The organism is Stenotrophomonas sp. ISL-67, from assembly GCF_018612915.1.
GTDB lineage: Bacteria > Pseudomonadota > Gammaproteobacteria > Xanthomonadales > Xanthomonadaceae > Stenotrophomonas.
In genome coordinates this window covers 733,526-758,159 of record NZ_JAGGRL010000001.1, presented here as the reverse complement: position 1 = coordinate 758,159, position 24,634 = coordinate 733,526, and the positions used below count along the sequence as shown (strand labels likewise).

The 24,634-nt window shown below is 67.1% G+C and carries 20 protein-coding genes; 7 read left to right on the top strand and 13 right to left on the bottom strand.

The genetic code is table 11. The features are described 5' to 3' along the window. Positions 1-190: 190 nt before the first annotated feature. The 6 genes from fabV to queA form a co-directional block, all read right to left on the bottom strand. Positions 191-1,447, bottom strand: a complete 1,257-nt coding sequence (gene fabV, locus J7J08_RS03640; RefSeq protein ID WP_214901530.1) for an enoyl-ACP reductase FabV — start codon at positions 1,445-1,447, stop codon at positions 191-193. Positions 1,448-1,614: 167 nt separating this feature from the next. Beyond that, positions 1,615-2,595, bottom strand: a complete 981-nt coding sequence (gene secF / locus J7J08_RS03635; protein ID WP_214901528.1) for a protein translocase subunit SecF — start codon at positions 2,593-2,595, stop codon at positions 1,615-1,617. Between the two features lie 16 nt (positions 2,596-2,611). Beyond that, a complete protein-coding gene (secD, locus tag J7J08_RS03630) occupies positions 2,612-4,477 on the bottom strand; it encodes a protein translocase subunit SecD (protein ID WP_214901527.1) in 1,866 nt (621 codons plus the stop codon). Between the two features lie 61 nt (positions 4,478-4,538). Continuing rightward, a complete protein-coding gene (yajC, locus tag J7J08_RS03625) occupies positions 4,539-4,883 on the bottom strand; it encodes a preprotein translocase subunit YajC (RefSeq protein WP_214901525.1) in 345 nt (114 codons plus the stop codon). A gap of 153 nt (positions 4,884-5,036) precedes the next feature. Further along, positions 5,037-6,167 (bottom strand): tRNA guanosine(34) transglycosylase Tgt, encoded by a 1,131-nt coding sequence (gene tgt, locus J7J08_RS03620; RefSeq protein ID WP_214901523.1) that lies wholly within the window; start codon positions 6,165-6,167, stop codon positions 5,037-5,039. A 147-nt stretch (positions 6,168-6,314) separates the two neighbouring features. Next, a complete protein-coding gene (gene queA / locus J7J08_RS03615) occupies positions 6,315-7,379 on the bottom strand; it encodes a tRNA preQ1(34) S-adenosylmethionine ribosyltransferase-isomerase QueA (protein ID WP_214901522.1) in 1,065 nt (354 codons plus the stop codon). 212 nt (positions 7,380-7,591) lie between these two features. Between queA and J7J08_RS03610 the strand changes: the two genes are divergently transcribed. After that, on the top strand, positions 7,592-9,088 hold the full coding sequence (locus J7J08_RS03610) for an aminotransferase class III-fold pyridoxal phosphate-dependent enzyme (RefSeq protein WP_214901520.1): 1,497 nt from the start codon (positions 7,592-7,594) through the stop codon (positions 9,086-9,088). Positions 9,089-9,157: 69 nt separating this feature from the next. Next, complete coding sequence (locus J7J08_RS03605) at positions 9,158-9,751, top strand: TIGR00730 family Rossman fold protein (RefSeq protein ID WP_214901518.1); 594 nt, start codon at positions 9,158-9,160, stop codon at positions 9,749-9,751. Between the two features lie 69 nt (positions 9,752-9,820). Here the strand turns inward: J7J08_RS03605 and J7J08_RS03600 are convergent, their stop codons facing one another. Continuing rightward, on the bottom strand, positions 9,821-12,721 hold the full coding sequence (locus tag J7J08_RS03600; protein ID WP_214901517.1) for an EAL domain-containing protein: 2,901 nt from the start codon (positions 12,719-12,721) through the stop codon (positions 9,821-9,823). A 205-nt stretch (positions 12,722-12,926) separates the two neighbouring features. On the opposite strand from J7J08_RS03600, the gene J7J08_RS03595 reads away from it, so the two are divergent. The 5 genes from J7J08_RS03595 (at position 12,927) to J7J08_RS03575 (ending at position 16,973) form a co-directional block, all read left to right on the top strand. Next, a complete protein-coding gene (locus J7J08_RS03595) occupies positions 12,927-13,481 on the top strand; it encodes an RNA polymerase sigma factor (RefSeq protein WP_343237695.1) in 555 nt (184 codons plus the stop codon). Beyond that, positions 13,478-14,332 (top strand): hypothetical protein, encoded by an 855-nt coding sequence (locus J7J08_RS03590; protein ID WP_214901515.1) that lies wholly within the window; start codon positions 13,478-13,480, stop codon positions 14,330-14,332. The genes J7J08_RS03595 and J7J08_RS03590 overlap by 4 nt, the downstream gene beginning before the upstream one ends. A gap of 10 nt (positions 14,333-14,342) precedes the next feature. After that, entirely contained in the window at positions 14,343-14,951 is a 609-nt protein-coding gene (locus J7J08_RS03585; RefSeq protein ID WP_214901514.1) for a YigZ family protein, read from the top strand. Then, positions 14,944-16,710 (top strand): ABC transporter transmembrane domain-containing protein, encoded by a 1,767-nt coding sequence (locus J7J08_RS03580; RefSeq protein WP_214901513.1) that lies wholly within the window; start codon positions 14,944-14,946, stop codon positions 16,708-16,710. The genes J7J08_RS03585 and J7J08_RS03580 overlap by 8 nt, the downstream gene beginning before the upstream one ends. Before the next feature lie 68 nt (positions 16,711-16,778). Further along, entirely contained in the window at positions 16,779-16,973 is a 195-nt protein-coding gene (locus tag J7J08_RS03575; protein WP_214901511.1) for a hypothetical protein, read from the top strand. A gap of 196 nt (positions 16,974-17,169) precedes the next feature. Here the strand turns inward: J7J08_RS03575 and J7J08_RS03570 are convergent, their stop codons facing one another. The 6 genes from J7J08_RS03570 to hrcA all read right to left on the bottom strand — a co-directional run bounded on the left by J7J08_RS03570 (position 17,170) and on the right by hrcA (position 24,515). Continuing rightward, entirely contained in the window at positions 17,170-18,282 is a 1,113-nt protein-coding gene (locus tag J7J08_RS03570) for a prephenate dehydrogenase (protein ID WP_214901509.1), read from the bottom strand. Continuing rightward, positions 18,279-19,187 (bottom strand): pyridoxal kinase, encoded by a 909-nt coding sequence (gene pdxY / locus J7J08_RS03565; protein ID WP_214901507.1) that lies wholly within the window; start codon positions 19,185-19,187, stop codon positions 18,279-18,281. Before pdxY ends, J7J08_RS03570 begins: the two co-directional genes overlap by 4 nt. Positions 19,188-19,497: 310 nt before the next feature. Further along, the gene (dnaJ, locus tag J7J08_RS03560) at positions 19,498-20,625 is read right to left on the bottom strand and encodes a molecular chaperone DnaJ (RefSeq protein WP_214901505.1); all 1,128 of its coding nucleotides are present in this window, start codon (positions 20,623-20,625) and stop codon (positions 19,498-19,500) included. 160 nt (positions 20,626-20,785) lie between these two features. Beyond that, positions 20,786-22,720 (bottom strand): molecular chaperone DnaK, encoded by a 1,935-nt coding sequence (gene dnaK / locus J7J08_RS03555; RefSeq protein ID WP_214901504.1) that lies wholly within the window; start codon positions 22,718-22,720, stop codon positions 20,786-20,788. Positions 22,721-22,849: 129 nt separating this feature from the next. Next, positions 22,850-23,365 (bottom strand): nucleotide exchange factor GrpE, encoded by a 516-nt coding sequence (grpE, locus tag J7J08_RS03550; RefSeq protein ID WP_214901503.1) that lies wholly within the window; start codon positions 23,363-23,365, stop codon positions 22,850-22,852. Between the two features lie 82 nt (positions 23,366-23,447). Beyond that, positions 23,448-24,515, bottom strand: a complete 1,068-nt coding sequence (gene hrcA / locus J7J08_RS03545; RefSeq protein ID WP_214901502.1) for a heat-inducible transcriptional repressor HrcA — start codon at positions 24,513-24,515, stop codon at positions 23,448-23,450. Positions 24,516-24,634 lie beyond the last annotated feature (119 nt).

Sequence of the window (24,634 nt, the reverse complement as noted above, 5' to 3'; positions counted from 1 at the left end):
TCGCTTTTCCAGCTTTTCAGCTTTTCAGCTTTTCAGCTTTTCAGCTTTTCAGCTTTTCAGCTTTTCAGCTTTTCAGCTTTTCAGCTTTTCAGCTTTTCAGCTTTTCAGCTTTTCAGCTTTTCAGCTTTTCAGCTTTTCAGCTTTTCAGCTTTTCAGCTTTTCAGCTTTTCAGCTTTTCAGCAGACCGAACTCAGGTCAGATCAACCAGGTTCGGAATGGCTACATCCGTCGCGACGTCTGCTTCGTAATCCACGCCGTCCACGCCGAAGCCGAACAGGCGCAGGAAGTCGGCCTTGTAACCGGCCAGGTCGCTGATCTCGTACAGGTTCTCGTTGGTCACCTGCGGCCACAGCGCGACCACCTTGGCCTGCACGTCCGGCGCCATTTCCTTGTAGTCCGCACGCAGGCGGCCGGCTTCGTCGACCAGCTCCACGGTGCGACCATCGGCCAGCAGCTGGTGGCGCAGGCGCTCGACAGCCGCGCCGCTGTCCTTGCCGCCGTAGATGATGTCGTACAGCGTGTCGAGCTGTTCGATGCAGCCCTCGTGCGTGCCCCGCTCCTTCATCACCTTGAACAGCAGCGACAGGTACAGCGGCATGGTCGGAATGGCCGAACTGGCCTGGGTTACCACCGCCTTGAGCACCGACACGCGCGCGTCGCCGCCGATCGGCGCCAGCTTGGCGCGGATGCCCTGCACCTTCTGGTCCAGGTCCTTCTTGGCCGCACCGATCGAACCGTTCCAGTAGATTGCCTGGGTGATCTCTTCGCCTACGTAGGTGAACGCCGTGGTGGTGGCGCCCTCGGCCAGCACACCCACCTCCAGCAGCGCGTCGATCCACATCTGCCAGTCTTCGCCGCCCATCACCGCCACCGTGCCGGCGATCTCTTCCGGCGTGGCCGGCTCGATCGTCGTTTCGGTGATCACTTCCTTGTCCGTGTCCAACCCGCGCAGGGTGATCGGCGCGCCGATCGGCTTGAGCGTGGAGCTGATCACCTCACCGGTCTTCGGGTGCTTGCGCCGCGGCGCGGCCAGGCTGTACACCACCTGGTCGACCTGGCCCAGGTCCTGTTTGATGAGCTCGATCACCTTGGCCTTGACCTCATCGGAGAAGGCATCGCCGTTCACGCTGCGCGCGTACAGCCCGGCCTGTTCGGCGTACTTCTGGAACGCGGCCGAGTTGTACCAGCCCGCAGTGCCCGGCTTGGTTTCGGTACCCGGTCGTTCGAAGAACACGCCCAGCGTGGCAGCGCCGCTGCCGAATGCGGCCGTGATGCGCGCGGCCAGGCCGTAACCGGTGGACGCACCCAGCACCAGCACCCGCTTGGGACCGTTCGGTACCTTGGGCTGGGCCTGGATGTAATCGATCTGCTGCTTCACGGCAGCGTCGCAGCCGACCGGGTGGGTGGTGACGCAGATGAAGCCGCGCACACGCGGTTTGATGACCATGTAGACCTCGATAGGAACGGCGCGGCCACGGGAACGGCCGCACGCAACCCTGAAATCGTAGTGTGCTGGGGCAGGCAGCACAACCGACGCCCCGGTACGGAAACGAAAACGCCGGGCAGAGCCCGGCGCTACGTGATCGGTAGTGCCGGGCTCTGCCCGGCAATCCCTTACGGCCTACGCGCCAGGGCTTCGATGTCCTTGGCCTTCGGCAGCAGGTCCTGCTTGCTCACGCGCAGGAAGCCGATCGTCAGCATCGGTACGGCCACCAGGATCGAGGACAGCACCACGATCACCGCACCCACCATGTGGGTCTCGGCCAGGCCTTCCAGCGAAGCACCGCCATACATGTACAACGCCAGCGCCGACAGGAAGAACATCACCGCGGTGATCACCGTACGCGACAGCGTCTGGTTGATCGAGCGGTTCAGCACTTCCAGCGGGTCGGCACGCAGGCTGCGGAAGTTTTCGCGGACGCGGTCGAACACCACGATGATGTCGTTGATCGCAAAGCCCATCACCGACAGCAGGCCGGCCAGCAGGTTCAGGTCGAACTCGCGGCCCATCAGCGACATGTAGGCCAGCGTCACCAGCAGGTCGAACAGCGCCACGATGCTGGCGGTGACCGCGAACTTCCACTCGAACCGGAAGCCGATGTAGATCAGGAAGCCGGCCAGCATGAAGATCGTGGCGTACAGGCCGTTCAACGCCAGGTCCTTGCCGATCTGCGGGCCCACGAACTCGTTGCGCAGGATCGTGGCCTGGTTGTCGCTGGTGGTGATCGCCTTGAGCACCGCCGCACCGGTCGCCTTGTCCTCGGCACTGGCTGCGCCGGTGCCGGGGGCATGCTCGCCATGCGGGGCCAGGCGGATCAGCACGTCGGTGTTGCCACCGAAGCTCTGCACCTGGGTGCCCTCGAAGCCGTTGGATTCCAGGCGGTCACGGACTTCCTCGACGTCAACCTGGCGCTCGAAGCGGGCTTCGATCAGGGTGCCGCCGGTGAAGTCCAGCGCGAAGGTGAAGCCTTTGAAGGCCACGATGCCGACGGAAGCCAGGAACAACGCGATGGTGACGGCCATTGCAACATGGCGCCAACGCATGAAGTCGATCTTGGTGTCGTTCGGGAGGATATGCAGCGGAAACAGTTTCATTGTGCGTGTCGTCCCGTCAGATGGCCACGTTCTGGAGCTTCTTGCGGCGGCCGTAGATCAGCGTCGCCAGCGCGCGCGATACGGTGATCGCGGTGAACATCGAGGCGAAGATGCCGATGATCATCGTCAGGGCAAAGCCCTTCAGCGGACCCGTGCCGAAGGCAAACAGGGCCACGCCGACGATCAGGCCGGTCAGGTTGGCGTCGAGGATGGTGCCGCTGGCGCGTTCATAACCCGCCACGATCGCGCTCTTGCCCGGCACGCCCGCACGCAGCTCTTCACGGATGCGCTCGTTGATCAGCACGTTGGCGTCGACCGACAGGCCCACCGACAACGCCAGGCCGGCAAAGCCCGGCAGGGTCATGGTGGCGCCGAACAGCGACATCACCGCCACCACGATCAGCAGGTTGAACAGCATCGCCGCCGAGGTGATCAGGCCGAACATGCGGTAGTACACGGTGAAGAAGACCAGCGTGAACATGAAGGCGTAGATCACCGCAGTGATGCCGCGCTCTACGTTTTCCGCACCCAGGCTCGGGCCGACCACGCGTTCTTCCACGAAGTCCATCGGCGCAGCCAGCGAGCCGGACTTGAGCAGCTTGGCGAGATCGTCAGCTTCCTTCTTCTCCAGGCCGGTGGTCTGGAAGTTCTTGCCGAACACGCCATTGATGTTGGCGACCGAGATGACTTCCTCGTTGACCCGGAAGCTGCGCACTTCCCTGCCATCGACTTCGGTCACGGTCGGCACGCGTTCGGTGTAGACCACCGCCATCGGCTTGCCGACATTGGCGCTGGTGAAGTCGAACATGCGCTGGCCGCCGACGCTGTTGAGCGTCACGCTGACCGACGGGATCCCGGTGGTCGGGTCGTTCTGGGCCTGGGCGGCCACCATCTGGTCACCGGTGACGATCACGCGCTTGTTCAGCAGGATCGGGCCACGATTGTCACGCTGCTGGTAGATCTTGGCTTCCGGCGGGATGCGGCCGGTGGCGATCTTGTCGGCGACGCTTGCGGGGTTGTTGTCGACCACCGCACGGTATTCCAGGGTCGCGGTTGCGCCGATCATGCGCTTGGCTTCGGCGGTGTCCTGCACGCCCGGCAGCTGCACGACCACGCGGTCGGCACCCTGGCGCTGGATGATCGGCTCGGCCACGCCCAGCTGGTTGACGCGGTTGCGCAGCGTGTTGATGTTCTGCTCGATCGCACCGTTGGTGATCTGGCTCAGCTCGGCGTCCGGCACGGTCACGGTGATGCGCTTGCCCGCCACGTCATAGCCCAGGGTGGGCTGCGCCTTGACCAGCGCCAGGCGCGCACGCTCCGCGGCGGCATCGTCGGCGGACGGGCTCAGGGTGGCGACAATCGAATTGTCCGGGCGGCGTTCGACCGACTGGAACGGTACGCGCGACTCGCGCAGGGTGCCGCGCACGTCTTCGGCGTAGGCATCCATGCGCTTGTCGACCGCAGCCTTCTGGTCCACCTGCAGCACGAAGTGCACGCCACCCTGCAGGTCCAGGCCCAGCACCATCGGGCGACCGCCCAGGCGTTGCAGCCAGTCCGGCACGGTCGAGGCCAGGTTCAGGGCCACCGTGTAGTTTTCGCCCACGCTGTCGCGCAGCGTGGCGCTCGCCGCGGCCTGGGTCTGCAGGTCCGGCAGGCGCACGATCAGGCTGTCGCCTTCCTTCTCTGCGCCGAGGTTGTTGATGCCGGCCACCTTCAGGTCGGCCAGCACGCGCTCGCGAAGGGCATCATCGACCTGCCCGCCACGGTTGGCGGTGATCTGGACGGCAGGGTCCTTCTGGTAGATGTTGGGCAGCGCGTACAGCGCGCTGAGCGCCAGTACGATCAGGATGACGACGTACTTCCAGCGTGGAAATTCAAGCATTGCCAGGTTCCTGCGCGGCGCCAGTCCCGGCGCCGCGGTTGTGCTTCGGAAAGGGAGTGGCTTAGTTGGCCGACTTCAAGGTGCCGGTCGGCAGCACGTTGCCCACGGCGCCCTTCTGCACGCGGATGTTCACATTGTCGGCCACTTCGAGGGTGACGAAGTTGTCGCCGATGGCCTTGACCGTGCCGGCGATGCCGCCGTTGGTCAGCACTTCATCGCCGACCTTGATCTTCTCCAGCATCGCCTTGTGTTCCTTCTGGCGCTTCATCTGCGGGCGGATCATCAGGAAATACATGATCGCGATCAGGATGATCGGGAACAGCAGCGTGGTCAGGCCCATGCCCTGCGGCTGGCCACCGGCGGCTTGGGCATGGGCGGCGGGAATCAGGAAGGCGATCAGGTTCATGGTGTGTCCTTGGGTTGGGAGGCGCCCTTTCCCACATGGGGTCGGGAGTCGCCGCGAAACAGGGGTCAGCCGCGAAGTATGCCACGGCCCCGGAACTTCGTCCTTGGGCCGTTTGGCGGGGTCCGCGCGCCGGATCGGGGTCGGGCCGGCCGCTTACAGCGGCGGCGTGGCCATGCCCCGGGCCGCATAAAAGGACTCGCGGAAGGCCTCGAAGGTTCCCGACGCGATGGCCGCGCGCATGTCGGCCATCAGCTTCTCGTAGTAAAACAGGTTGTGGATGGTGCCCAGCATCGGCGCCAGCATTTCGTTGCAGCGGTCCAGGTGGCGCAGGTACGAGCGGGTGTAGCCGCTGGTGCAGGCGTGGCAGCCGCAGCCCGGCTCGATGGTGTCCATGTCGCGTTCATAGCGCGCGTTGCGGATGCGCACGGTGCCGGACGAGGTGAAATAGTGGCCGTTGCGCGCGTTGCGGGTCGGCATCACGCAGTCGAACATGTCCACGCCACGGGCGACGCCTTCGACCAGGTCTTCCGGCCGGCCCACGCCCATCAGGTAGCGCGGGCGGTCGGCCGGCAGGAGCGGGTGCATGTGGTCGAGCATCGCGTTGCGCTCGTGCTCGGGCTCGCCCACGGCCAGGCCGCCAATGGCGTAGCCGTCGAAGCCGATCTGCTGCAGGCCTTCGGCCGAGCGGCTGCGCAGGTCGTGGTGGACCCCGCCCTGGACGATGCCGAACAGCGCCGCGTCATTGCCGAGCTCGTCGTGCGCGTTGCGGCTGCGCTGCGCCCAGCGCAGGCTCAGCTCCATCGAGGTGCGTGCCACCGGCTCGGTGGCCGGGTACGGGGTGCACTCGTCGAAGATCATCACGATGTCCGAGTCGAGCACCTTCTGGATCTTCATGCTTTCTTCGGGGCCCAGGAACACCCGGGCACCGTCGGTCGGCGAGGCGAACGTGACGCCCTGCTCGGTGATCTTGCGGCGGTGGGCCAACGAAAACACCTGGAAACCGCCGGAATCGGTCAGGATCGGCCCGTTCCAGCGCGCGAAGCCGTGCAGGCCGCCGTGGTTAGCGATCACGTCCAGGCCCGGGCGCAGGTACAGGTGGAAGGTGTTGCCCAGGATGATTTCCGCACCGAGCGCGCGGATCTGCTCCGGCAGGATGCCCTTGACCGACCCATAGGTGCCCACCGGCATGAAGGCCGGGGTTTCCACCGTCCCGCGCGGGAAGGTCAGGCGGCCACGGCGGGCACGCCCATCGGTGGTCTGGAGCTGGAACTGGAGTCGGGACATCGGGGCAGAATCGGGCAAATAATCCTCGATTATCGCCTAAATCCGACCCCGGCGCGGCTGAACGTGCCGAAACAACGGGCTGCCGTAGAGCCACGCCCTGCGTGGCTGCGGAGCGCCCGGCCAGGTTCAGCCACGCAGGGCGTGGCTCTACGCCTGCGGGAACAGCAACATGGCATCGCCGTAACTGAAGAACCGGTACTTTTCCTCGATCGCGGCACGGTAGGCCTCGAACACCCGCTCCCGCCCGGCAAAGGCCGAAATCATCATCAGCAGCGTGCTTTCGGGCAGGTGGAAGTTGGTCACCATGGCGTCCACGCTGCGGATCCGGTAGCCGGGCGTGATGAAGATCTGGGTCTCGCCGGCATACGGCAGCAGTTCGCCGTCGCGCATCGCGCTTTCCAGCGCGCGCACCACGGTGGTGCCCACGCCGATCACCCGGCCGCCGGCGGCGCGGGTACGGCGCACCTGCTGGACCAGTTCCGGGCCCACGTTGAGCCACTCGCGGTGCATCACGTGGTCCTTCAGGTCGTCTGCGCGCACCGGCTGGAAGGTCCCCGCCCCCACATGCAGGGTGACGTGGCCGACGTTCACGCCCTGCGCGGCCAGCGCCGCCAGCAGGCCCTCATCGAAGTGCAGGCCGGCGGTCGGCGCGGCCACCGCGCCCACTTCGCGCGCGAACACGGTCTGGTAGCGCTCGCGGTCGTCCAGCCCCGGCTCACGCTGGATGTACGGCGGCAGCGGCAGCCGCCCGGCGTGCAGCAGCCACTGCTCCAGCGGCTCGGGCACGTGGAACTGCAGTACGTAGAACTCGCCGTCGCGACCCAGCACCTCGGCTTCGCCGCCGGCATCGAGCGCGATCCGGCTGCCCGGCTTCGGCGATTTGCTGGCGCCCACCTGGGCCCGGGCCTGCTGCCCACCGAGCAGGCGTTCGATCAGGATCTCCACGCGGCCGCCGCTGGCCTTCTGGCCGAACAGGCGGGCCGGGATCACCCGGGTATCGTTGAACACCAGCAGGTCGCCGGCCTGAAGCAGCGCCGGCAGGTCGCGCACTTGGCGGTGTTCGAACGCGGCCGGCGCCTGCGGCACCACCATCAAGCGGCTTGCCGAGCGCTCGGCGAGCGGGGTCTGGGCGATCAGTTCAGCGGGAAGGTCGTAATGGAAGTCGGACTTCTTCAAGGGAGCGCACGGCAACGTGTAGACAATGTCGCGCATTGTACGACTGGCCCCCGGTGGCAACGCGAGAAGCACTGAACGTCGCGCAAAATGCTGCTTTGCAACAGTATTTGGCGGGGTTATCGCGCGAAAAACCGCGTGATAGCATCGAACTGGAAGTCTGATGCATGAGCCGCATTGCCCCAGGCGCGCGCCCCCGGTCGCGCGTTTTGCATTTGCGCCATGCCGCCAATCGTTTCAGGAGATCTGCAATGAGCTTCATCGAACGCCTCGCCCCCCTTCGCGCCCAGCCCGGCACCCGCCTTACCGCCGGTCTGGATGACGCCACCCTTGAACGCCTGGCGGCCAGCCACCCGCAGCTGGTGGCCGCCGTGGACGCCGCCGCCGCTGAGTTCGAGCGCGTCCGCGCCGACCTTGCCGATGTGCTGGCGCTCGATGAGCGTGCCCAGATCGACGCGATGCAGGACGGCTTCGTCAATTTCTACGCCGATGATGCGGTGACCCCGTACGTCGCCCTCGCCGCCCGCGGCGCGTGGGTGGTGACCCTGAAGGGTGCGGTGCTGTACGACGCCGGCGGCTACGGCATGCTCGGTTTCGGGCATACCCCGGAGGCCGTGCTTGAGGCGATGTCGGCCCCGCAGGTGATGGCCAACGTGATGACCCCCAGCCTGTCGCAGCAGCGCTTCATCCAGGCGTTGCGCCGCGAGATCGGGCACCGCCGTGGCGGTTGCCCGTACGCACGGTTCATGTGCCTGAACTCCGGCTCGGAAGCGGTCGGCCTGGCCGCGCGCATCGCCGACGTCAACGCGAAGCTGCAGACCGATCCGGGCGCCCGCCACGCCGGCGCGAAGATCAAGCGGGTGGTGGTCAAGGGCAGCTTCCACGGCCGCACCGACCGCCCTGGCCTGTATTCGGATTCCAGCCGCAGGACCTACCTGCAGCACCTGGCCAGCTACCGCGGCGAAGACACGGTGATCGCCATCGCGCCCTACGACGAGGACGCCCTGAAGCGGGTCTTCGCCGAGGCAGAGCAGAACCACTGGTTCATCGAAGCGATCTTCCTGGAACCGGTGATGGGCGAAGGCGACCCCGGCCGTGCCGTGCCGCCGTCCTTCTACGCGCTGGCCCGTGAGTTGACCCGCCAGCACGGCAGCCTGCTTTTGCTCGATTCGATCCAGGCCGGGTTGCGTGCGCACGGCGTGCTGTCGATCGTGGATTACCCGGGCTTCGAGGGCCTGGACGTGCCGGACATGGAGACCTATTCCAAGGCCCTGAACGCCGCGCAGTACCCGCTGTCGGTGCTGGCCGTGACCGAGCATGCCGCGCAGCTGTATCGCAAGGGTATCTACGGCAACACCATGACGTCGAACCCGCGTGCATTGGACGTGGCCTGCGCCACGCTCGGCATGCTCACCCCGCAGGTGCGCGAAAACATCCGCGTGCGCGGCGAGGAAGCCGTGCGCAAGCTGGAACAGCTCAAGGCCGAACTGGGCGGGCTGATCACCAAGGTGCAGGGCACCGGCCTGCTGTTCTCCTGCGAGCTGGCCCCGCAGTTCAAGTGCTACGGCGCCAACTCCACCGAGGAATGGCTGCGCAACCATGGCATCAACGTCATCCATGGCGGCGAAAATTCGCTGCGCTTCACCCCGCACTTCGGCATGGACAGCGAAGAGCTGGACCTGATGGTCGGCCTGGTGGGCCGCGCCCTGAAGGAAGGCCCACAGCGCCAGCAGAACCAGGCCGCCTGACGGAAGGTGCCGGGCAGAGCCCGGCGCTACCGGCATGCGATAATGGGTGGTTTCCAGCGGGAACCTCCCATGAAATCCATCTGCGTCTACTGCGGCTCCAACGCCGGTAGCAAACCCATCTACACCGAACGCGCCATCGCGCTGGGCGACCGCATCGCCCGCGATGGCCTGCGCCTGGTCTATGGCGGCGGCAACGTGGGCCTGATGGGCACCGTGGCCAATGCCGTGCTGGCCGGCGGCGGCGAAGTGACCGGGGTGATTCCGCAGCAGCTGGCGGACTGGGAAGTGGCCCACCGTGGCCTGACCGAACTGGAAATCGTCGGTTCCATGCATGAACGCAAGTCGCGCATGTTCGACCTGTCCGACGCGTTCGTGGCCCTGCCCGGCGGCTTCGGCACCATGGAAGAAATCTTCGAGATGCTGACCTGGCGCCAGCTCGGCATTGGCAACAAGCCCTGCGCGTTCCTCGACGTGGACGGCTTCTACGCGCCCCTGATCGGCATGATCGACCGCATGGTCGAAGAGCGCTTCCTGCACCCGGACCAGCGCGCAGACCTCTGGTACGGCGCGGACATCGACGCCATGCTGGACTGGATGCGCGCCTACGAGCCGGCGCAGGCCTCGAAGTGGATCGACGAGAAGCGCCGTACCGCATTGCGATAAGGTTGGTAGAGCGGGGCTCCGCCCCGCTGCCTGCCGGCGGGGCCACGCGCAGCGACGCAGGGCGTCGCTCTACGGCGGCGTGGGAATGGCCGGATTGTACGTGTCCATCGGCGCGGGGCGGCCGAGCAGGTAGCCCTGGCCGTAGTCACAGCCCAGCTGCAGCAGGGTCTGCCGCTGGGCCATGTTCTCGATGCCCTCGCCCACCGTTTCGATCCCCAGCGTGCGCGCCAGCGACAACACGCCCTGTACCAGCGCATAGGTGCTCTGCAGGTCCTGGCCATGCAGGCCTGCGATGAAGCTCTGGTCGATCTTGAGCGTGGAGATCGGGAAACGGTGCAGGTAGGACAGAGCCGAGAAGCCCGTGCCGAAGTCATCCAGCTGGACGAGTACGCCGCGCTCGCGCAACGTCTGCAGGATCCGCAGCGTACGCGGGCCGTCGTCGAGCAGCGCCACCTCGGTGATTTCCAGCCGCAACCGCCGCGGATCGGCACCCGCCGCTTCGATCAGGCCGAACAGGCGTGAGCTGAAATCGGCCGAACGGAAATGCCGCGGCGATACGTTCACCGACAGGTAGCCCTCGCCGCCCTGCGCCAGCTGGCCGATGACGTCTTCGTACAACAGCCAGTCGACCTGCTCGATCAGCCCGCTTTCCTCGCCCAGGTCCAGGAATGCGCTGGGCAGCAGCAGCCCGCGGCGCTCATGGCGCCAGCGCAGCAGGGCCTCGTAGCCCACCACCTGGCCATCGGTCAGGCGCACGATCGGCTGGTAATACGGCAGGAAATCGCGGTTGTTGATCGCCCGCCGCAGGTCCGCTTCCAGGTCCAGGCTGCGCAGCGCTTCCTCGCGCATGGCCTCATCGAACACGGCGCAGCGGTCCTTGCCTTGGGCCTTGGCCCGGTACATCGCCGCGTCGGCGTCGCGCACCATTTCCTCACCATTGCGGTAGCGTGGGCTCCACATCGCGATGCCCAGGCTGCCCGACGGGAACAGCTCGCGGCCCTGCACCCACATGGATTCTTCCAGCGCTACCAGCATGCGCTGCGAGAACTCGCGCGCCGACGCCAACCCCTGCTCGCATTCGAGCAGGATCGCGAATTCATCGCCGCCCAGGCGCGCCACCACGTCATCGCCGGCCACCATCGAGACGATGCGCTTGGCCACTTCCACCAGCATCTGGTCGCCGGCGGCGTGGCCGATGCTGTCGTTGACCAGCTTGAAGCGGTCCAGGTCGAGGAACAGCACGGCAAAGCGCAGCCCGTCGCGCGAACGCGCACGGGCAATGGCATCTTCCAGGCGGTCCAGCAGGTGCGCGCGATTGGGCAGCCCGGTCAACGCGTCGTGCAGGGCCTGGTGGGTCAGCCGCTGTTCGGCGCGCAGGCGTTCGCCGATCTGGCCCAGCAACTTGCCGTTGACCTCGGCCAGTTCGCGGGTGCGTTCCTCCACGCGCTTTTCCAGCTCGGCATGCGCATTGCGCAGCCGTTCCTGGTCGCGCTGGCGGGCCAGCCCATTGCCGATGTTCTGGGCCACGAACGTGAGCAGGCGCTGGTCATGCGCGGTGAAACTGATCTCCGGCGAATAGCTCTGCACCACGATCACGCCGACCACGTCGTCATCGCTCAGCAGCGGCACCCCCAGCCAGCAGTGCGAGCGCGCGCCGAATTCGTTCACGCTGCCCGAGGCGCGTAGTGCATCGATGTGTTCGCGCGAGGCCAGCAAGGGCTGCCGGTTGCGCACGATATATTCCGTGAGGCCCTTGCTGAACGGCCGCGCGGCGCGCGCCGGGTTGTACTCGTCCACCGAATACACGAATTCCAGGCCCTCGCCGGATTCATCCACCAAGGCGATGTAGAAATTGCGCGCATCCAGCAGCGTGCCCACCACCCCATGCACCTGCACATAGAACTGGGCCAGGCTTTCGGCGCTCATCGCCATTTCGGCGATATTGAACAGGGCCAGCTGCAGCTTCTCGGCACGGCGGCGCTCGATCACCTCGTCCTGCAGGCTGTGGTTGGCCCGCTGCAGCTCCAGGGTGCGCCGTTCCACCTGGCGCTCGAGCTGCACCTGCGCCTGGCGCCGGTCCATCGCGGTGAGAATGTGCTGGGCCACGTAGCCGAGCAGGGTGCGGTCGGCCTCGTTGTAGCGCACGCGGTGCTCGTAGCTCTGCACCACGATCGCACCGCAGACCCGGCCCTCGCGCAGCATCGGCACGCCCAGCCAGTCCAGGCTTTCCGGTCCGCGGCTGGGGTCGTACTCGTCGCTCATCGCCGCGAGCAGCTCGTTGGACGGCCCGCTCAACGGCTGTCCATGGCGCAGCAACGCGAAGGTCAGGCTGCGCGGCATCTCGTGCTCTTCGTAGCTTCGGTCGGGATCGGCCACGAAACTGTCACGCTGGTCGGCGAAATACAGGAAGCGGATCCGCCGGCGCACGTCGTCGTATTCGACGATGTAGCAGTTCTGCGCGTACATCAGCGAATTGAGCACGCGGTGGAAGTGCCGCAGCATCTCGGTCATTTCCAGATCGGCACCGGCCAGGTCGGCGATCTCGTAAAGCGCCTGCTGCAGGCGTTTGGAATTCTCCAGCGAACGGATCTGTTCACGTTGCCGGGCCAGTGCCAGGGCGTCCTGCAGGCCGGTGCGTGCCGCCGCCCACCAGCCGTCGTGTGGCGTCGTGCCGTCGGCCAGCGCTACGTGGATGACCAGCTCGCCGCCCTGGTGCTGCCAGCGATACGGCGCGCCGGTGTCGGGTGTTGCCGGGAGCCCCAGCAGGGCGTCCAGCAGCGCCTGCTCGGGCAGTGCGGACGGCGGCTGGCTGATGCAGCCTTCGCCCAGTGCGGCGTCCGACCAGCCCAGGGCAAGCTGCGCACCCTCGGGCAGCAACGCGCACAGCATCCGCGCAAGCGCGGAGGAGACCACCGCGCCACGGTCCGGATGCCCCGAGGACGTCACTGCCTGGCTGGACAACATGTTCATCTCTTCTGGCGCCGGAGAACCGGCACCTCCCCTGTACCCCGAGCATAACGCGCCCCCCGGGGGGCAATGGAAGCCCTCAACCCCGTTGCCGGCCCTCGGCCGTTGTTCACTGTGTCTTCCGCCCTGGTCCGCCCTCGTGATATCCGCTGCAGTTCCTGTCCCGCTCGGCTATGCGCAGGCCCATTCAGCGCTTACTCTGTGCGCCGTGCATGCCGCTGCCCTGCCAACCGACGAATCGCTGATGCTGGCCTGGGCCGGTGGCGACCTGCGCGCGTTCGAGGCCCTGTACGCACGCCACCGCAACCGCCTGTACAGCTTCCTGCTGCGCCAGCTGCGCGATGCGGCGCTGGCCGACGAGATGTTCCAGGACGTGTGGCAGCGGGTGATCGCCGCGCGTGCAGGCTGGCAGCCCGAGGCGGCCTTCACCACCTGGCTGTTCCGCATTGCCCATAATCGGCTCAATGACCATTGGCGGGCTTCACGCCATCGGCCAACGGCGCCGGGCGATGCCGAGGAGCGCGTGGCGCGGATGAGCGACCCTCGCACCCCGGAAAGCCAACTGTCCGACTTCGAGCAGCGCCGCCGCCTTCAGTTGGCGATGGAACAACTGCCAGATGACCAGCGTACGGTGCTGCAGCTGCGGCTGGAGCAGGAACTCAGCCTGGAAGAAATCGCGCAGATCACCGGCGTGGGCCGTGAAACGGTGAAATCGCGGCTGCGCTACGCGATGGACAAGCTGCGCGCGGAGTTGAGCCCATGAACCGCCCCGATCCACTGACGCCGGAAGAACGCGAGCTGGCCCGCCTGCTCGGTCGCCCCGCGCCGGCCGCGCCGTCTGCGGCCGTGGACGAGGCGGTGCTGGCGGCCGCACGTGCGGCCGTGCAACCCGGCGCTGCCACCGAGGACCCCACTGCGGCAGCGGCCCCGGTACGCAGCACGTCCCGCCCGCGTTCGCGCCTGCCAGCGGTGTTCGGCCTGGCGGCGTCGCTGGTGTTCGCGGTGGGCATTGCCTGGCAGCTCAAGCCCGAGGCACCGCCGCCGGCTGCGCCGGTCACGGCGGCGGCGGAGGCAACGGGCGACGCCCTGCCTGCCGCTGACGTCGGGTCCGATGCCGCTGCGGAAAAACCACTGGCCGCGCGGGCAGTGTCTGCGCCGAAGCCCGCGCCGGTGCCGCTGCCGCCGCCTTCTGCGCCAGCCAGGGCCCTTCCCGCCCAGGCGCCCGTGTCGCCAGCCCCCATGGCGGCGCCGATGGCAGCGCCCAGCCCACCCGATACCATGGTGGCTGCCGATCAGGCCGCCGCGCCCGACAGCGTGGGGGTGACCGGCAGCCGCATCAGCGAATCACGTGAGCGTACGCAGGCAAAGGGCGCGCCGGGTGTGATGCGTCGTGCCGCCCCGGCGCCTGCCTTCGGCGCGCTGTCGGCTGGCGCCATCACCGTCGCGGTCGATGCCGATGCGGCGCTGCCCCGCCGGCAGTGGATCAAGCGCATCCGCGAGCGCCGCGACGACGGCGACGTGGATACCGCACGTGCCAGCCTGGAGCGCTACCTGCAGCACTACCCGGAAGCGCGTATTCCGTCTGATCTGCGCGAGCTGCTCGACCCCCACTAGAATGGCGTGGATGCCAGATACGCTCGCCACCGCCGTCAGCCACAGCCTGGACATCAAGCACAGCCGTTTCGTCGCGCACGCCGCGCCGATCGACGCGCCCGGCGATGCATTGGCCTTCCTGCAGCAGGTGGCCGTTGCCGATGCCACGCATAACTGTTGGGCCTACCGGCATGGCAACGAGTACCGCTCCAGCGACGACGGCGAACCGGCCGGCACCGCCGGTCGCCCGATCCTGGCGGCCATCGACGGCCAGGGCTTCGATCGCGTCATGGTGGTGGTGATCCGCTGGTATGGCGGGATCAAGCTGGGCGCCGGCGGGCTGGTACGTGCCTATGGCGGCACCGCCGCCGAGTGCCTGCGCACTGCACCGCGGCTGCCGCTAGTGGCGCTGGCCGAGCTGACGGTGCAGGCCGGGTTCGAGGACCTGGGCGTGCTGCATGCCGCTTTAGCGGCGCATCTGGCCGAAAAACTGGACGAAGCATTCACCACCTCGGGCGTGGAACTGCACGTCCGCCTTCCCGCCGATCAGGCCGACCCGTTGAAAATCCGCCTGCGCGACGCCACTCGTGATCGTATCCGCGTGCATTCGCGCACCGAACCAGGCCTTGTCCATGACTGAACCCTCTCCCATACCGGACCCGGCGCTGCGCCGCCTTGGCAGCCTGGGCACGCTGTGGCCGTTCGTGCGCCGGCATGCCGGCCTGTTCTCGGCCTGGCTGGTGGCGCTGGCAGTCTCTTCGGCCGCCACGCTGAGCCTGCCACCGGCCGTGAAGCAGATGATCGACCACGGCTTCAGCGGCAACGGGCAGATCAACCGCGCGTTTGCCCTGCTGTTGCTGGTGGCGGTGGTGCTGGGGCTGGCCACGGCGGCGCGTTTCTTCTTTGTGTCGCTGCTGGGCGAGAAGGTGGTGGCCGACCTGCGCAGCCGCCTGTACGCGCACCTGATCGCACTGGGCGCCGGCTTCCACGACCGCAGCCGCAGCGGCGAGCTGGTCTCGCGCCTGACCGCCGACAGCGAACTGCTGCGCAGTGTGATCGGGTCGACCATGTCCGTGGCCCTGCGCAGCAGCGTCACCGTAGTGGGCAGCCTGGTGATGCTGTTCGTGACCAGCCCGCGGCTGGCAGCATGGTCGCTGGTGGGCATTCCGCTTGCGGTGCTGCCGATCATCATCGGTGCGCGGCGTGTGCGCGGCATCTCGCGCGCCAGCCAGGACCGCATCGCCGATGCCAACAGCCTAGCGGCCGAAACGCTGGGCGCGGTGCGTACCGTGCAGGCGCACGCGCGCGAGCCGTACGAACGCAACCGGTTCAACGAAGCGCTGGCCGAATCGATCCGTGCCGCGCGCCGCCGCATCGGCGCGCAGTCGCTGGTCACCGCCACCGCCATCGTGCTGGTGTTCGGTGCGATCGTGGGCGTGCTGTGGCTGGGCGCGCATGACGTCAACGACGGCCGCATGACGGCCGGCACGCTGGGCCAGTTCGTGCTGTATGCCCTGATCGGTGGCGGCTCGGTCGGCGCGCTGGCCGAAGTGTGGAATGAACTGCAGCGCGCTTCCGGCGGCATGGGCCGGATCGCCGAACTGCTGCACGAGGACATCGAAATCAGCGCCCCGAGCGATCCGTTGCCGCTGCCGCAGCCGCTGCGCGGCGATATCCGCTTCCAGGACGTGGTCTTCCACTACCCGCAGCGCCCCGACAGTGCGGCGCTGGAGCATTTCAACCTGCATGTGCGCCCGGGCGAAACCGTGGCCCTGGTCGGGCCTTCCGGCGCCGGCAAGAGCACGGTGCTGTCGATGCTGCTGCGCTTCCACGATCCTGACGCTGGCAGCGTGCAGGTGGACGGCGTCGACGTGCGCCGCGTCGATCCGGCGCAACTGCGCGCGCAGATGGCGCTGGTCCCACAGCAGCCCACGCTGTTCGCCAGCAGCGCGCTGGACAACATCCGCTATGGGCGATTGGAGGCGAGCAACGAAGAAGTGCAGCGCGCGGCGGAAGCGGCCGAGGCCGATGAGTTCCTGCAGGCACTGCCCGACGGCTACCTGAGCGAGCTGGGCGAGCGCGGTGCGCGCCTGTCCGGCGGCCAGCAGCAGCGCATTGCCATCGCGCGCGCCCTGCTCAAGGATGCGCCGATCCTGCTGCTGGATGAAGCCACCAGCGCGCTGGACGCGCAGAGCGAGCGTGCGGTGCAGCAGGCACTGGAACGGCTGATGGCTGGGCGCACCACGCTGGTGATCGCCCACCGGTTGGCCACCGTGCTCAAGGCCGACCGCATCGTGGTGATGGACCATGGGCGGATCATCGCGCAGGGCACCCATGCGCAGTTGTTGGCCGAAGGCGGGTTGTACGCTGAATTGGCAAAGCTGCAGTTCATCGATTGATGACGCACCGCTAACGCAGCAGGCTGCATGGTGGCAGCGCCCCATGTCCCTGCTGCAGGAGGTGTTTGATGTCGTTCCGACAGTTTCCCGCTACCGATGCCAATGACGTGGAATACGTGATCATCGAATTCAAGGATGAGGTCGGCGATGCGGGTACCGCAGCCGATCCCCATGTCCGCTACGAGCTGGCCGATGGTAGCCATCTGGTGCGTGAGGGTCGTTCATTCCGCACCCCGGGTGGCGAGCTCACCCTGACCGTGTAGCGCCGGCCGTTGGCCGGCCCATGCGATGCCGATCGACACCCGGAGGGCCGGCCGACGGCCGGCGCTACCGGGATGGTCAATTAATCGCCATGCGTCTTGACAGCCTTTTGCCACGCGGGCTGCGCACGGTTATCCACATGCTTGTCCGCCTTTCATCCACATCCTCTGTGGATGAATGCGACAGCGCGTCAGCGCGTCAGCGCGGCAGCACCCGGCCGATGCCGGTGGCGTCGATTTCCACGGCCGCCCGTTGCAGCGCATCCAGATCGCTACCTGCCACAAAGCCCATTCTGAAATGCACTTCCCCACCGGGCGTACGCGAGGAGTGGATCGAGGCCAGGCTGACACCATGCCGCTCGAATACATGCAGCAGCTCACGCAGTGAACCCGGGCGGTCTTCCGGCAGGTGCACGCTGATCGCATTGCGCTCGGTCAGGTCGGCCAACAGGTAACCCACGCGTTCAAAGGTGTAATTGCCTGCCTCCAGCAGCGCCTTGCCCTGGTGCTCGCGGTTGTCCAGCAGCAGCTGCTCGCGGAACGCAGCCCGCGCGGCCTCATCGCCCCGCTCGACCTGGTCGCGCAGACCCTGGAGCTGGCCCAGCAGACGATCCAGCATCGGCGCCACGTGCGGATTGCCGAACTGGATGTCTTCGTAGATGGCCGGGTTGAGCGAGAGGATGCGCGCGATGATCGCGGTGTCCAGCTCGAACGAGGCCGAACGATACGGCATCAGGTCCGACAGCGGGCCCAGAAGCGGGGCGTACTCGCGCAGCACACCGGCCTGGGCCAGATGGGTGGCATGCACCATGGCCTGCACCAGCGCCATCACCTGGTCGTGGTGCGCTGGCGTGGCGCGCACGCATTCTGCTTCCAGTGCCGTGCACAGTTCACTTACCCACGGCTGCCAGTGCGCCAACCGGGCTTCGCACACCACCATCACCCTGCCCTTCAGCGTGGGCGCCTTGGGCGGTGCCGTCATCGGGTGCAGGCCGACCACCTCGGCCTGCGAACGCAGCATCGCGGCCACCGGCTCACTCTTCACCGAGGTCACGTCCAGCCACAGCCGACCGGTTTCGCGGCCGGCCGAGCGGCTCACGTAATCGGCAATCAGGGCAGGCGTGTGCCGGATCGGTGCGGAAAATACCAGCACCTCGGCGCGCGACAGCAGCGTTTCCGGATCATCCGACTGCGGATCGGCCGGATCATGGCCGATCACCTCCAGCCCCAGCCGCTGTTCCAGGAACGTGCGCAGCCAGCGCCCGTACGCGCCGGCACTGCCGACGATGCCGACAACCGGACGCAGGCTCACGCCAGGCGCTCGGCGCGGAAGCGGTGCGGCTGCGCCAGTGCGGCCGGTGCGGCGGCCAGCACGTCGAACTCTTCGTGATCGTTGGCCAGGGTGGCCTCCAGCGCGGCATGCACGCCGGAGATCGAACGCGACAGCGCCTGCTCGAAGCGCTCACCGCGCAGCAGGAACGCGACCAGCAGCGACATCAACACATCGCCGGTGCCGGCGACGTCCACCGGCAGGTGCGGCGACGACCAGCGCCAGATGGCATCGCGGCTGACCGCCAGGGTGACCAGCTCGCCCGGGTCGCCCCCCACGCTGTGCGCCAGCACCCATTCCGGCCCCCGTGCCAGCAGCGCCTGCGCGGCGGCGATGGCATCGGCTTCGGCCAGGCTGGGCATCCCGGTCAGGCGGCCCAGTTCGAACGCATTGGGTGTCACCAGCCACGCATGCGGCAGCAGGCGTTCGGCGAACACGGTTTCCAGGCCCGGCTCCACGTAAGGGCCGGTGTGGGTGTCGCCGATCACCGGGTCCAGGCAGTAGCGCAGCTGCGGTGAGGCCGGCAGCACGCGGTCGAGCCAGTCGGCAAATGCCGTACCGTTACCCACGCTGCCGAAGTAGCCCGATACCAGCATCCTGGCGCGCGCCGGCAGGCCACGTTCGTTCGCGCCCTGCAGCAGGTCGGCGAACCAGTCGGTGGGCAGCACACGGCCGCGCGTGGTGGGATAGAACGGCGCGTTGCTCAGCAGCGTGGTCGGCACTTCAGCCACGCGCACGCCCAGCGCGCGCAGCGGCGGCACCGCCGCGCTGTTGCCGGCGTGGCCGTAGACCAGCTGCGATTGAACCGAAATGACGTCGACCGGCGACGGACCGTCCGGGCGCTGGCGGCGCCCATGGACCAGGTGGCTTTCGAGGGAATCGTTCATGCCGCGATTTTACGCGGTGCCGGGCGCGGGGGGCACCCCGAGGTCCGGCCAACGGCCGGCGCTACCGCAGGATCCGCAGCCAATGGTGCGGAAGGTTCGCGCACAGGATCCGCAGCCAACCGGGTGCGGACGGTTCGCGCACAGCATCCGCAGCCACCGGGTGCGGACGGTTCGCGCACAGCATCCGCAGCCAATGGTAGCGCCGGCCGTTGGCCGGCCCACGCGATGCCGATCGCGGCCTCCTACCCGGATGACACACAAAAAAATGCCGGGCGTCGGCCCGGCATTTTCGTCATCCGCAAAACTATGCTTACGAGGTCATGCGGTCCCAGAAACCCTTGACGCCATCGATGAACGTCGCCGACTTCGGCGAGTGCTTGCGTGCTTCTTCGCCGGTGAAGGTGGTTTCGAACTGCTCCAGCAGCTTGCGCTGCTCGATGGTCAGGTTGACCGGGGTTTCCACTACCACGCGGCAGTACAGGTCGCCTTCGCTGCGGCTGCGCACCGAACGCACGCCCTTGCCGCGCAGGCGGAACAGCTTGCCGGTCTGGGTTTCGGCCGGAATGCGGATCTCCGCATAGCCACCGAGGGTGGCCACGCGCACCGTATCGCCCAGCGCAGCCTGCGAGATGCGGATCGGCACTTCGCAGTGCAGGTCGTCGCCATCGCGCTGGAAGATCGCGTGCTCGCGCACCCGCACTTCCACGTACAGGTCGCCCGGCGGCGTGCCGGCCGGACCGGCCTCGCCCTCGCCCGCCAGGCGGATGCGGTCGCCGGTGTCGACGCCCGCAGGCACCTTGACCGACAACACTTTATCTTCCTCGACCCGGCCATTGCCGTGGCAGGTCTTGCAGGGGTTCTGGATGATCTGGCCGCGGCCGTTGCAGTTGTGGCAGGCCTGCTGCATGGCGAAGATGCCACGCTGGATGCGTACCTGGCCCTGCCCGCGGCACACGCTGCAGGTTTCCACCTTGCCGTCGTCCGACCCACTGCCGTGGCAATCGTCGCACTCGGCCAGGGTGGGAATCTCGATCCGGCGCTCGATGCCACGCACCGCTTCTTCCAGGTCCAGCTCCATCACGTAGCCGATATCGGCACCACGACGCGCCTGGCGCGGGCCACCGCCAGCACCCCCGAAGATGTTGCCGAAGATGTCGCCGAAGATGTCGCCCATGTCCGGGCCACCGGGACCGCCACCACCGCCCATGCCGTGCTCGAAGGCCGCGTGGCCGTGCGCGTCGTACATGCGGCGCTTGTTGGCGTCGGACAGGGTCTCGTAGGCTTCCTTGCACTCCTTGAAGGCCGCCTCGGCGGCGCTGTCGCCGGGGTTGCGGTCAGGGTGGTGCTTCATCGCGCAACGGCGATAGGCCTTCTTCAGTTCTTCGTCGTTGGCAGTGCGGGACACGCCCAGCACTTCGTAGTAATCGCGCTTGCTCATGGTGTGAATCAGTATCCGGAAGTCGGGATTCGTCAAAGCGGAAGAGCGGAACCAGGTCCGCTCTTTCGTCGGGCGCCCCGGCACACCGGGGTACGGCGGTCAGGACCCAGTGGAGTGACAACGGGACGTTGCCTGCGCAACCTCCCGCGTCGTGTCCGGATCAGGACTTCTTGTCGTCCTTGACTTCGGTGAACTCGGCGTCGACCACATCGTCCTGCGCGCCGCCGTTGTTGCCGGCACCGGCATCGGCACCCGGGGCGGCACCGCCCTGCTCGGCTGCGGCAGCGGCGGCGAACAGCGACTGGCCCGCCTCTTCCAGCACCTTCGACTTGGCTTCGATCTGTGCCTTGTCGTCACCCTTCATCGCGGTTTCCAGGTCGGCCAGGGCCGATTCAACCTTGCCGATCACCTCGCCACCGACCTTGCTGCCATGTTCGTTGATCGCGGTACGGGTACCGTGGATCAGCGCGTCGGCCTGGTTGCGGGCCTGGACCAGCTCGTGGAACTTCTTGTCTTCTTCGCGGTTGGCTTCCGCATCGGCGACCATGCGTGCGATCTCGTCCTCGGACAAGCCCGAACCGGCCTTGATCTCGACCTTCTGTTCCTTGTTGGTCTTCTTGTCCTTGGCCGAGACGTGCAGGATGCCGTTGGCGTCGATGTCGAAAGACACTTCCACCTGCGGCAGGCCACGCGGGGCCGGCTCGATGCCGGAGAGGTCGAACTTGGCCAGCGACTTGTTGTAGCGGGCCTGTTCGCGCTCACCCTGCAGCACGTGCACGGTCACTGCCGACTGGTTGTCCTCGGCGGTGGAGAACACCTGCGACGCCTTGGTCGGGATGGTGGTGTTCTTTTCGATGATCTTGGTGAACACACCGCCCATGGTTTCGATGCCCAGCGACAGCGGGGTCACATCCAGCAGCAGCACGTCCTTGACGTCGCCGCCGAGCACGCCGCCCTGGATCGCCGCACCCAATGCCACGGCTTCGTCCGGGTTGACGTCCTTGCGCGGTTCCTTGCCGAAGAACTCGGTGACCGCCTGCTGCACTTTCGGCATGCGGGTCTGGCCGCCGACCAGGATCACTTCGCCGATGTCGCTCGAACGCAGGCCGGCATCGTTCAGGGCGATGCGGCACGGCTCGATCGACTTCTTGATCAGGTCTTCAACCAGCGCTTCCAGCTTGGCGCGGGTCAGCTTGATGTTCAGGTGCTTCGGACCGGAGGCATCGGCAGTGACGTACGGCAGGTTCACTTCGGTCTGCTGGGCGGTCGACAGCTCGATCTTGGCGCGCTCGGCGGCGTCCTTCAGGCGCTGCAGGGCCAGCGGATCCTTGCGCAGGTCGATGCCCTGGTCCTTGTTGAACTCGTCCACCAGGTATTCGATGACGCGGTTGTCGAAGTCTTCGCCGCCCAGGAAGGTGTCGCCGTTGGTGGCCAGCACTTCGAACTGCTTCTCACCGTCGACGTTGGCGATTTCGATGATCGACACGTCGAAGGTGCCGCCGCCCAGGTCGTACACGACGATCTTGCGGTCCTTGCCGTCGCCCTTGTCCAGGCCATAGGCCAGGGCCGCAGCGGTCGGCTCGTTGATGATGCGCTTCACTTCCAGGCCGGCGATGCGGCCAGCGTCCTTGGTCGCCTGGCGCTGGCTGTCGTTGAAGTAGGCCGGCACGGTGATCACGGCCTCGGTGACGGTCTCACCCAGGAACGCTTCGGCGGTCTTCTTCATCTTCTCCAGCACGCGGGCGGAGATTTCCTGCGGCGCCATCTTCCTGGCATCGCTGGTCTGTACCCAGGCGTCGCCATTGTCATGGGCCAGGATGCCGTAAGGCACGTGCGCGATGTCCTTCTGGACTTCAGCGTCGGTGAACTTGCGGCCGATCAGGCGCTTGACGGCGTAGAAGGTGTTCTTCGGGTTGGTCACGGCCTGGCGCTTGGCCGAGGCGCCGACCAGCACTTCGCCGTCCTTGGTGTAGGCAACGATGGACGGCGTGGTGCGGTCGCCTTCCACGTTTTCGATGACGCGGGCCTTGCCGCCGTCCATGACCGCCACACACGAGTTGGTGGTGCCGAGGTCGATACCAATGATCTTGCCCATGGGGGAGACTCCTGAAATTTGGGGAACGTCCGGCAGCTGCCGGGTTATGAATGGGATGTGTGGGACGTGATTGACAGTTTCAAGCCATCCATCGAACGCTGTGTCCGATGGCGGCCAAACGCGTTCAGGTCAGTCCCGGGCAACCACGACCAGCGCCGGACGCAGCAGGCGGTCGTTGAGCAGGTAGCCCTTCTGGAACACCTGGACCACGCTGCCCGGCACCGCGCCAGGCGCGTCGGCCTGGCTGATGGCCTGGTGGTGTTCCGGGTTGAACGGCTGGCCGGTCGGGTCCAGCAGGGTCAGGCCGTTGTCGGCGGCGACCTTCAGCAGCTGCTTGTAGGTGAGCTCCAGGCCTTCGCGCAGCGGGCTGGGTTCGGTCCCGGCAGCGTTCAGGCCGGCGTCCAGGCTGTCGAACACCGGCAACAGTTCGCCCAGCAGCTTCTCGTTGGCGAACCGGCGCGCCTGGTCGACGTCGCGGGCCACACGCTTGCGCTGGTTGTCCAGGTCGGCGCGCTCGCGCAGCGACTCGGACCGGAGCAGGGCCACTTCGTTGTGCAGGGCGTCCAGCTGCTGCTGCAGGGACTCGCCCGCGGCGGCGGCGCCGGCCGGGGCCTGGGATGCGATATCAGACTGATCTTGGTTCATTTCCGGATCCTTGGCGGTGACTCTCCGCCTCCACCCACCCCTATGTGGGCGGCCGGACCCGATTCAAGAGCCGAGCCCGCGTTTAGGCACGATCCCGGGACAATCCACCGCCGCCGGGGGCATCCAGTGCCGCCCCGAGCACCTGGGCCGTGGCCTCCACCAGGGGAATCATCCGATCGTAGGCCATCCGCTTGGGCCCGATCACCCCCAGCACGCCCAGTACCTGACCGCCGGCAGAGTACGGGGCGGTGACCAGCGACACGTTCTCCAGCGGCATCACCCCGGTTTCCTCGCCGATGAAGATGCGCACGCCCGGAGCCTGGATGGTGCGCTCGAGCAGCTGCAGGATCTCGCGCTTGCTGGCGAACAGGTCGAACAGCTCGCGCAGGCGGTCCAGGTCGGACAGGTCCTGTACGCCCATCAGGCGGGTCTGCCCGGCCAGCACCATGTCGTCGGCCGGCGGTGCCATCGCCTGTTCAGCCAGCTCCACGCTGTGAGCCAGCAGCTGTTCCATTTCCGAGCGCGCCTGGCGCAGTTCAACCAGCAGCGTCGACCGGATGTCGGCCAGCGGGCGGCCGGCGCAATGGGCATTGAGATAGTTGGCCACCTTCTCCAGCTCGGCCGGCTCCCAGCTGCGCCGGGGCTCGATTACCCGGTTCTGCACTTCGTTGTCGGCAAACACCAGGATGGCCAGCACCCGGCGCGCATCCAGCGCCACGAAATCGATGTGGCGGAAGGCGTACTGCTCGCGCCGCGGCGCACCGACCACGCCGACGAAATGGCTCATCGCCGAGAGCAGCTCCGAGGCGCTGCCGAGCAGGGCCTGGGTGCCCGCGCCACTGGACAGCTCGCTGCGCAGGCGGTTCAGCTCGTTTTCGCCGGGCGGCTGCATCTTGACCAGGCTGTCGACGAATACCCGGTAGCCGTGCGCGGTGGGCACCCGCCCGGCCGAGACATGCGCCGAACTGAGCAGGCCCAGGTCTTCCAGGTCGCCGAGGATGTTGCGGATGGTGGCCGGGCTGACGTCCAGCCCGGCCAACCGCGCCAGCGTCTGCGAGCCGACGGGTTCACCGTCCTGGATGTGGCGCGCGATCAGCGTCCGCAGCAGATGGCGGGCGCGCGGCGCAAGATGGGGCGCGGAAGGGTGCATGGAATCAGCCTGTGAGACGCCACATTAGATAATGGCTGGGCCGGGCGTTGGCAAGTGACCGGCTGCTGCGCGTTGGCGCATTCCCTCACCCATGCTAGCGTTGCCCGGCCCACGAACCC

Bases quoted from the DNA above. Each gene is read 5' to 3' on its own strand.
- J7J08_RS03585 (WP_214901514.1), top strand. From the start codon at position 14,343: ATGCCAGATACGCTCGCCACCGCCGTCAGCCACAGCCTGGACATCAAG.
- J7J08_RS03610 (WP_214901520.1), top strand. From the start codon at position 7,592: ATGAGCTTCATCGAACGCCTCGCCCCCCTTCGCGCCCAGCCCGGCACC.
- J7J08_RS03600 (WP_214901517.1), bottom strand. From the start codon at position 12,721: ATGAACATGTTGTCCAGCCAGGCAGTGACGTCCTCGGGGCATCCGGAC.
- J7J08_RS03605 (WP_214901518.1), top strand. From the start codon at position 9,158: ATGAAATCCATCTGCGTCTACTGCGGCTCCAACGCCGGTAGCAAACCC.
- tgt (WP_214901523.1), bottom strand. From the start codon at position 6,167: ATGTCCCGACTCCAGTTCCAGCTCCAGACCACCGATGGGCGTGCCCGC.
- dnaJ (WP_214901505.1), bottom strand. From the start codon at position 20,625: ATGAGCAAGCGCGATTACTACGAAGTGCTGGGCGTGTCCCGCACTGCC.
- secF (WP_214901528.1), bottom strand. From the start codon at position 2,595: ATGAAACTGTTTCCGCTGCATATCCTCCCGAACGACACCAAGATCGAC.
- dnaK (WP_214901504.1), bottom strand. From the start codon at position 22,720: ATGGGCAAGATCATTGGTATCGACCTCGGCACCACCAACTCGTGTGTG.
- secD (WP_214901527.1), bottom strand. From the start codon at position 4,477: ATGCTTGAATTTCCACGCTGGAAGTACGTCGTCATCCTGATCGTACTG.
- queA (WP_214901522.1), bottom strand. From the start codon at position 7,379: ATGCGCGACATTGTCTACACGTTGCCGTGCGCTCCCTTGAAGAAGTCC.
- J7J08_RS03575 (WP_214901511.1), top strand. From the start codon at position 16,779: ATGTCGTTCCGACAGTTTCCCGCTACCGATGCCAATGACGTGGAATAC.
- fabV (WP_214901530.1), bottom strand. From the start codon at position 1,447: ATGGTCATCAAACCGCGTGTGCGCGGCTTCATCTGCGTCACCACCCAC.
- grpE (WP_214901503.1), bottom strand. From the start codon at position 23,365: ATGAACCAAGATCAGTCTGATATCGCATCCCAGGCCCCGGCCGGCGCC.
- pdxY (WP_214901507.1), bottom strand. From the start codon at position 19,187: ATGAACGATTCCCTCGAAAGCCACCTGGTCCATGGGCGCCGCCAGCGC.
- J7J08_RS03590 (WP_214901515.1), top strand. From the start codon at position 13,478: ATGAACCGCCCCGATCCACTGACGCCGGAAGAACGCGAGCTGGCCCGC.
- J7J08_RS03580 (WP_214901513.1), top strand. From the start codon at position 14,944: ATGACTGAACCCTCTCCCATACCGGACCCGGCGCTGCGCCGCCTTGGC.
- yajC (WP_214901525.1), bottom strand. From the start codon at position 4,883: ATGAACCTGATCGCCTTCCTGATTCCCGCCGCCCATGCCCAAGCCGCC.
- hrcA (WP_214901502.1), bottom strand. From the start codon at position 24,515: ATGCACCCTTCCGCGCCCCATCTTGCGCCGCGCGCCCGCCATCTGCTG.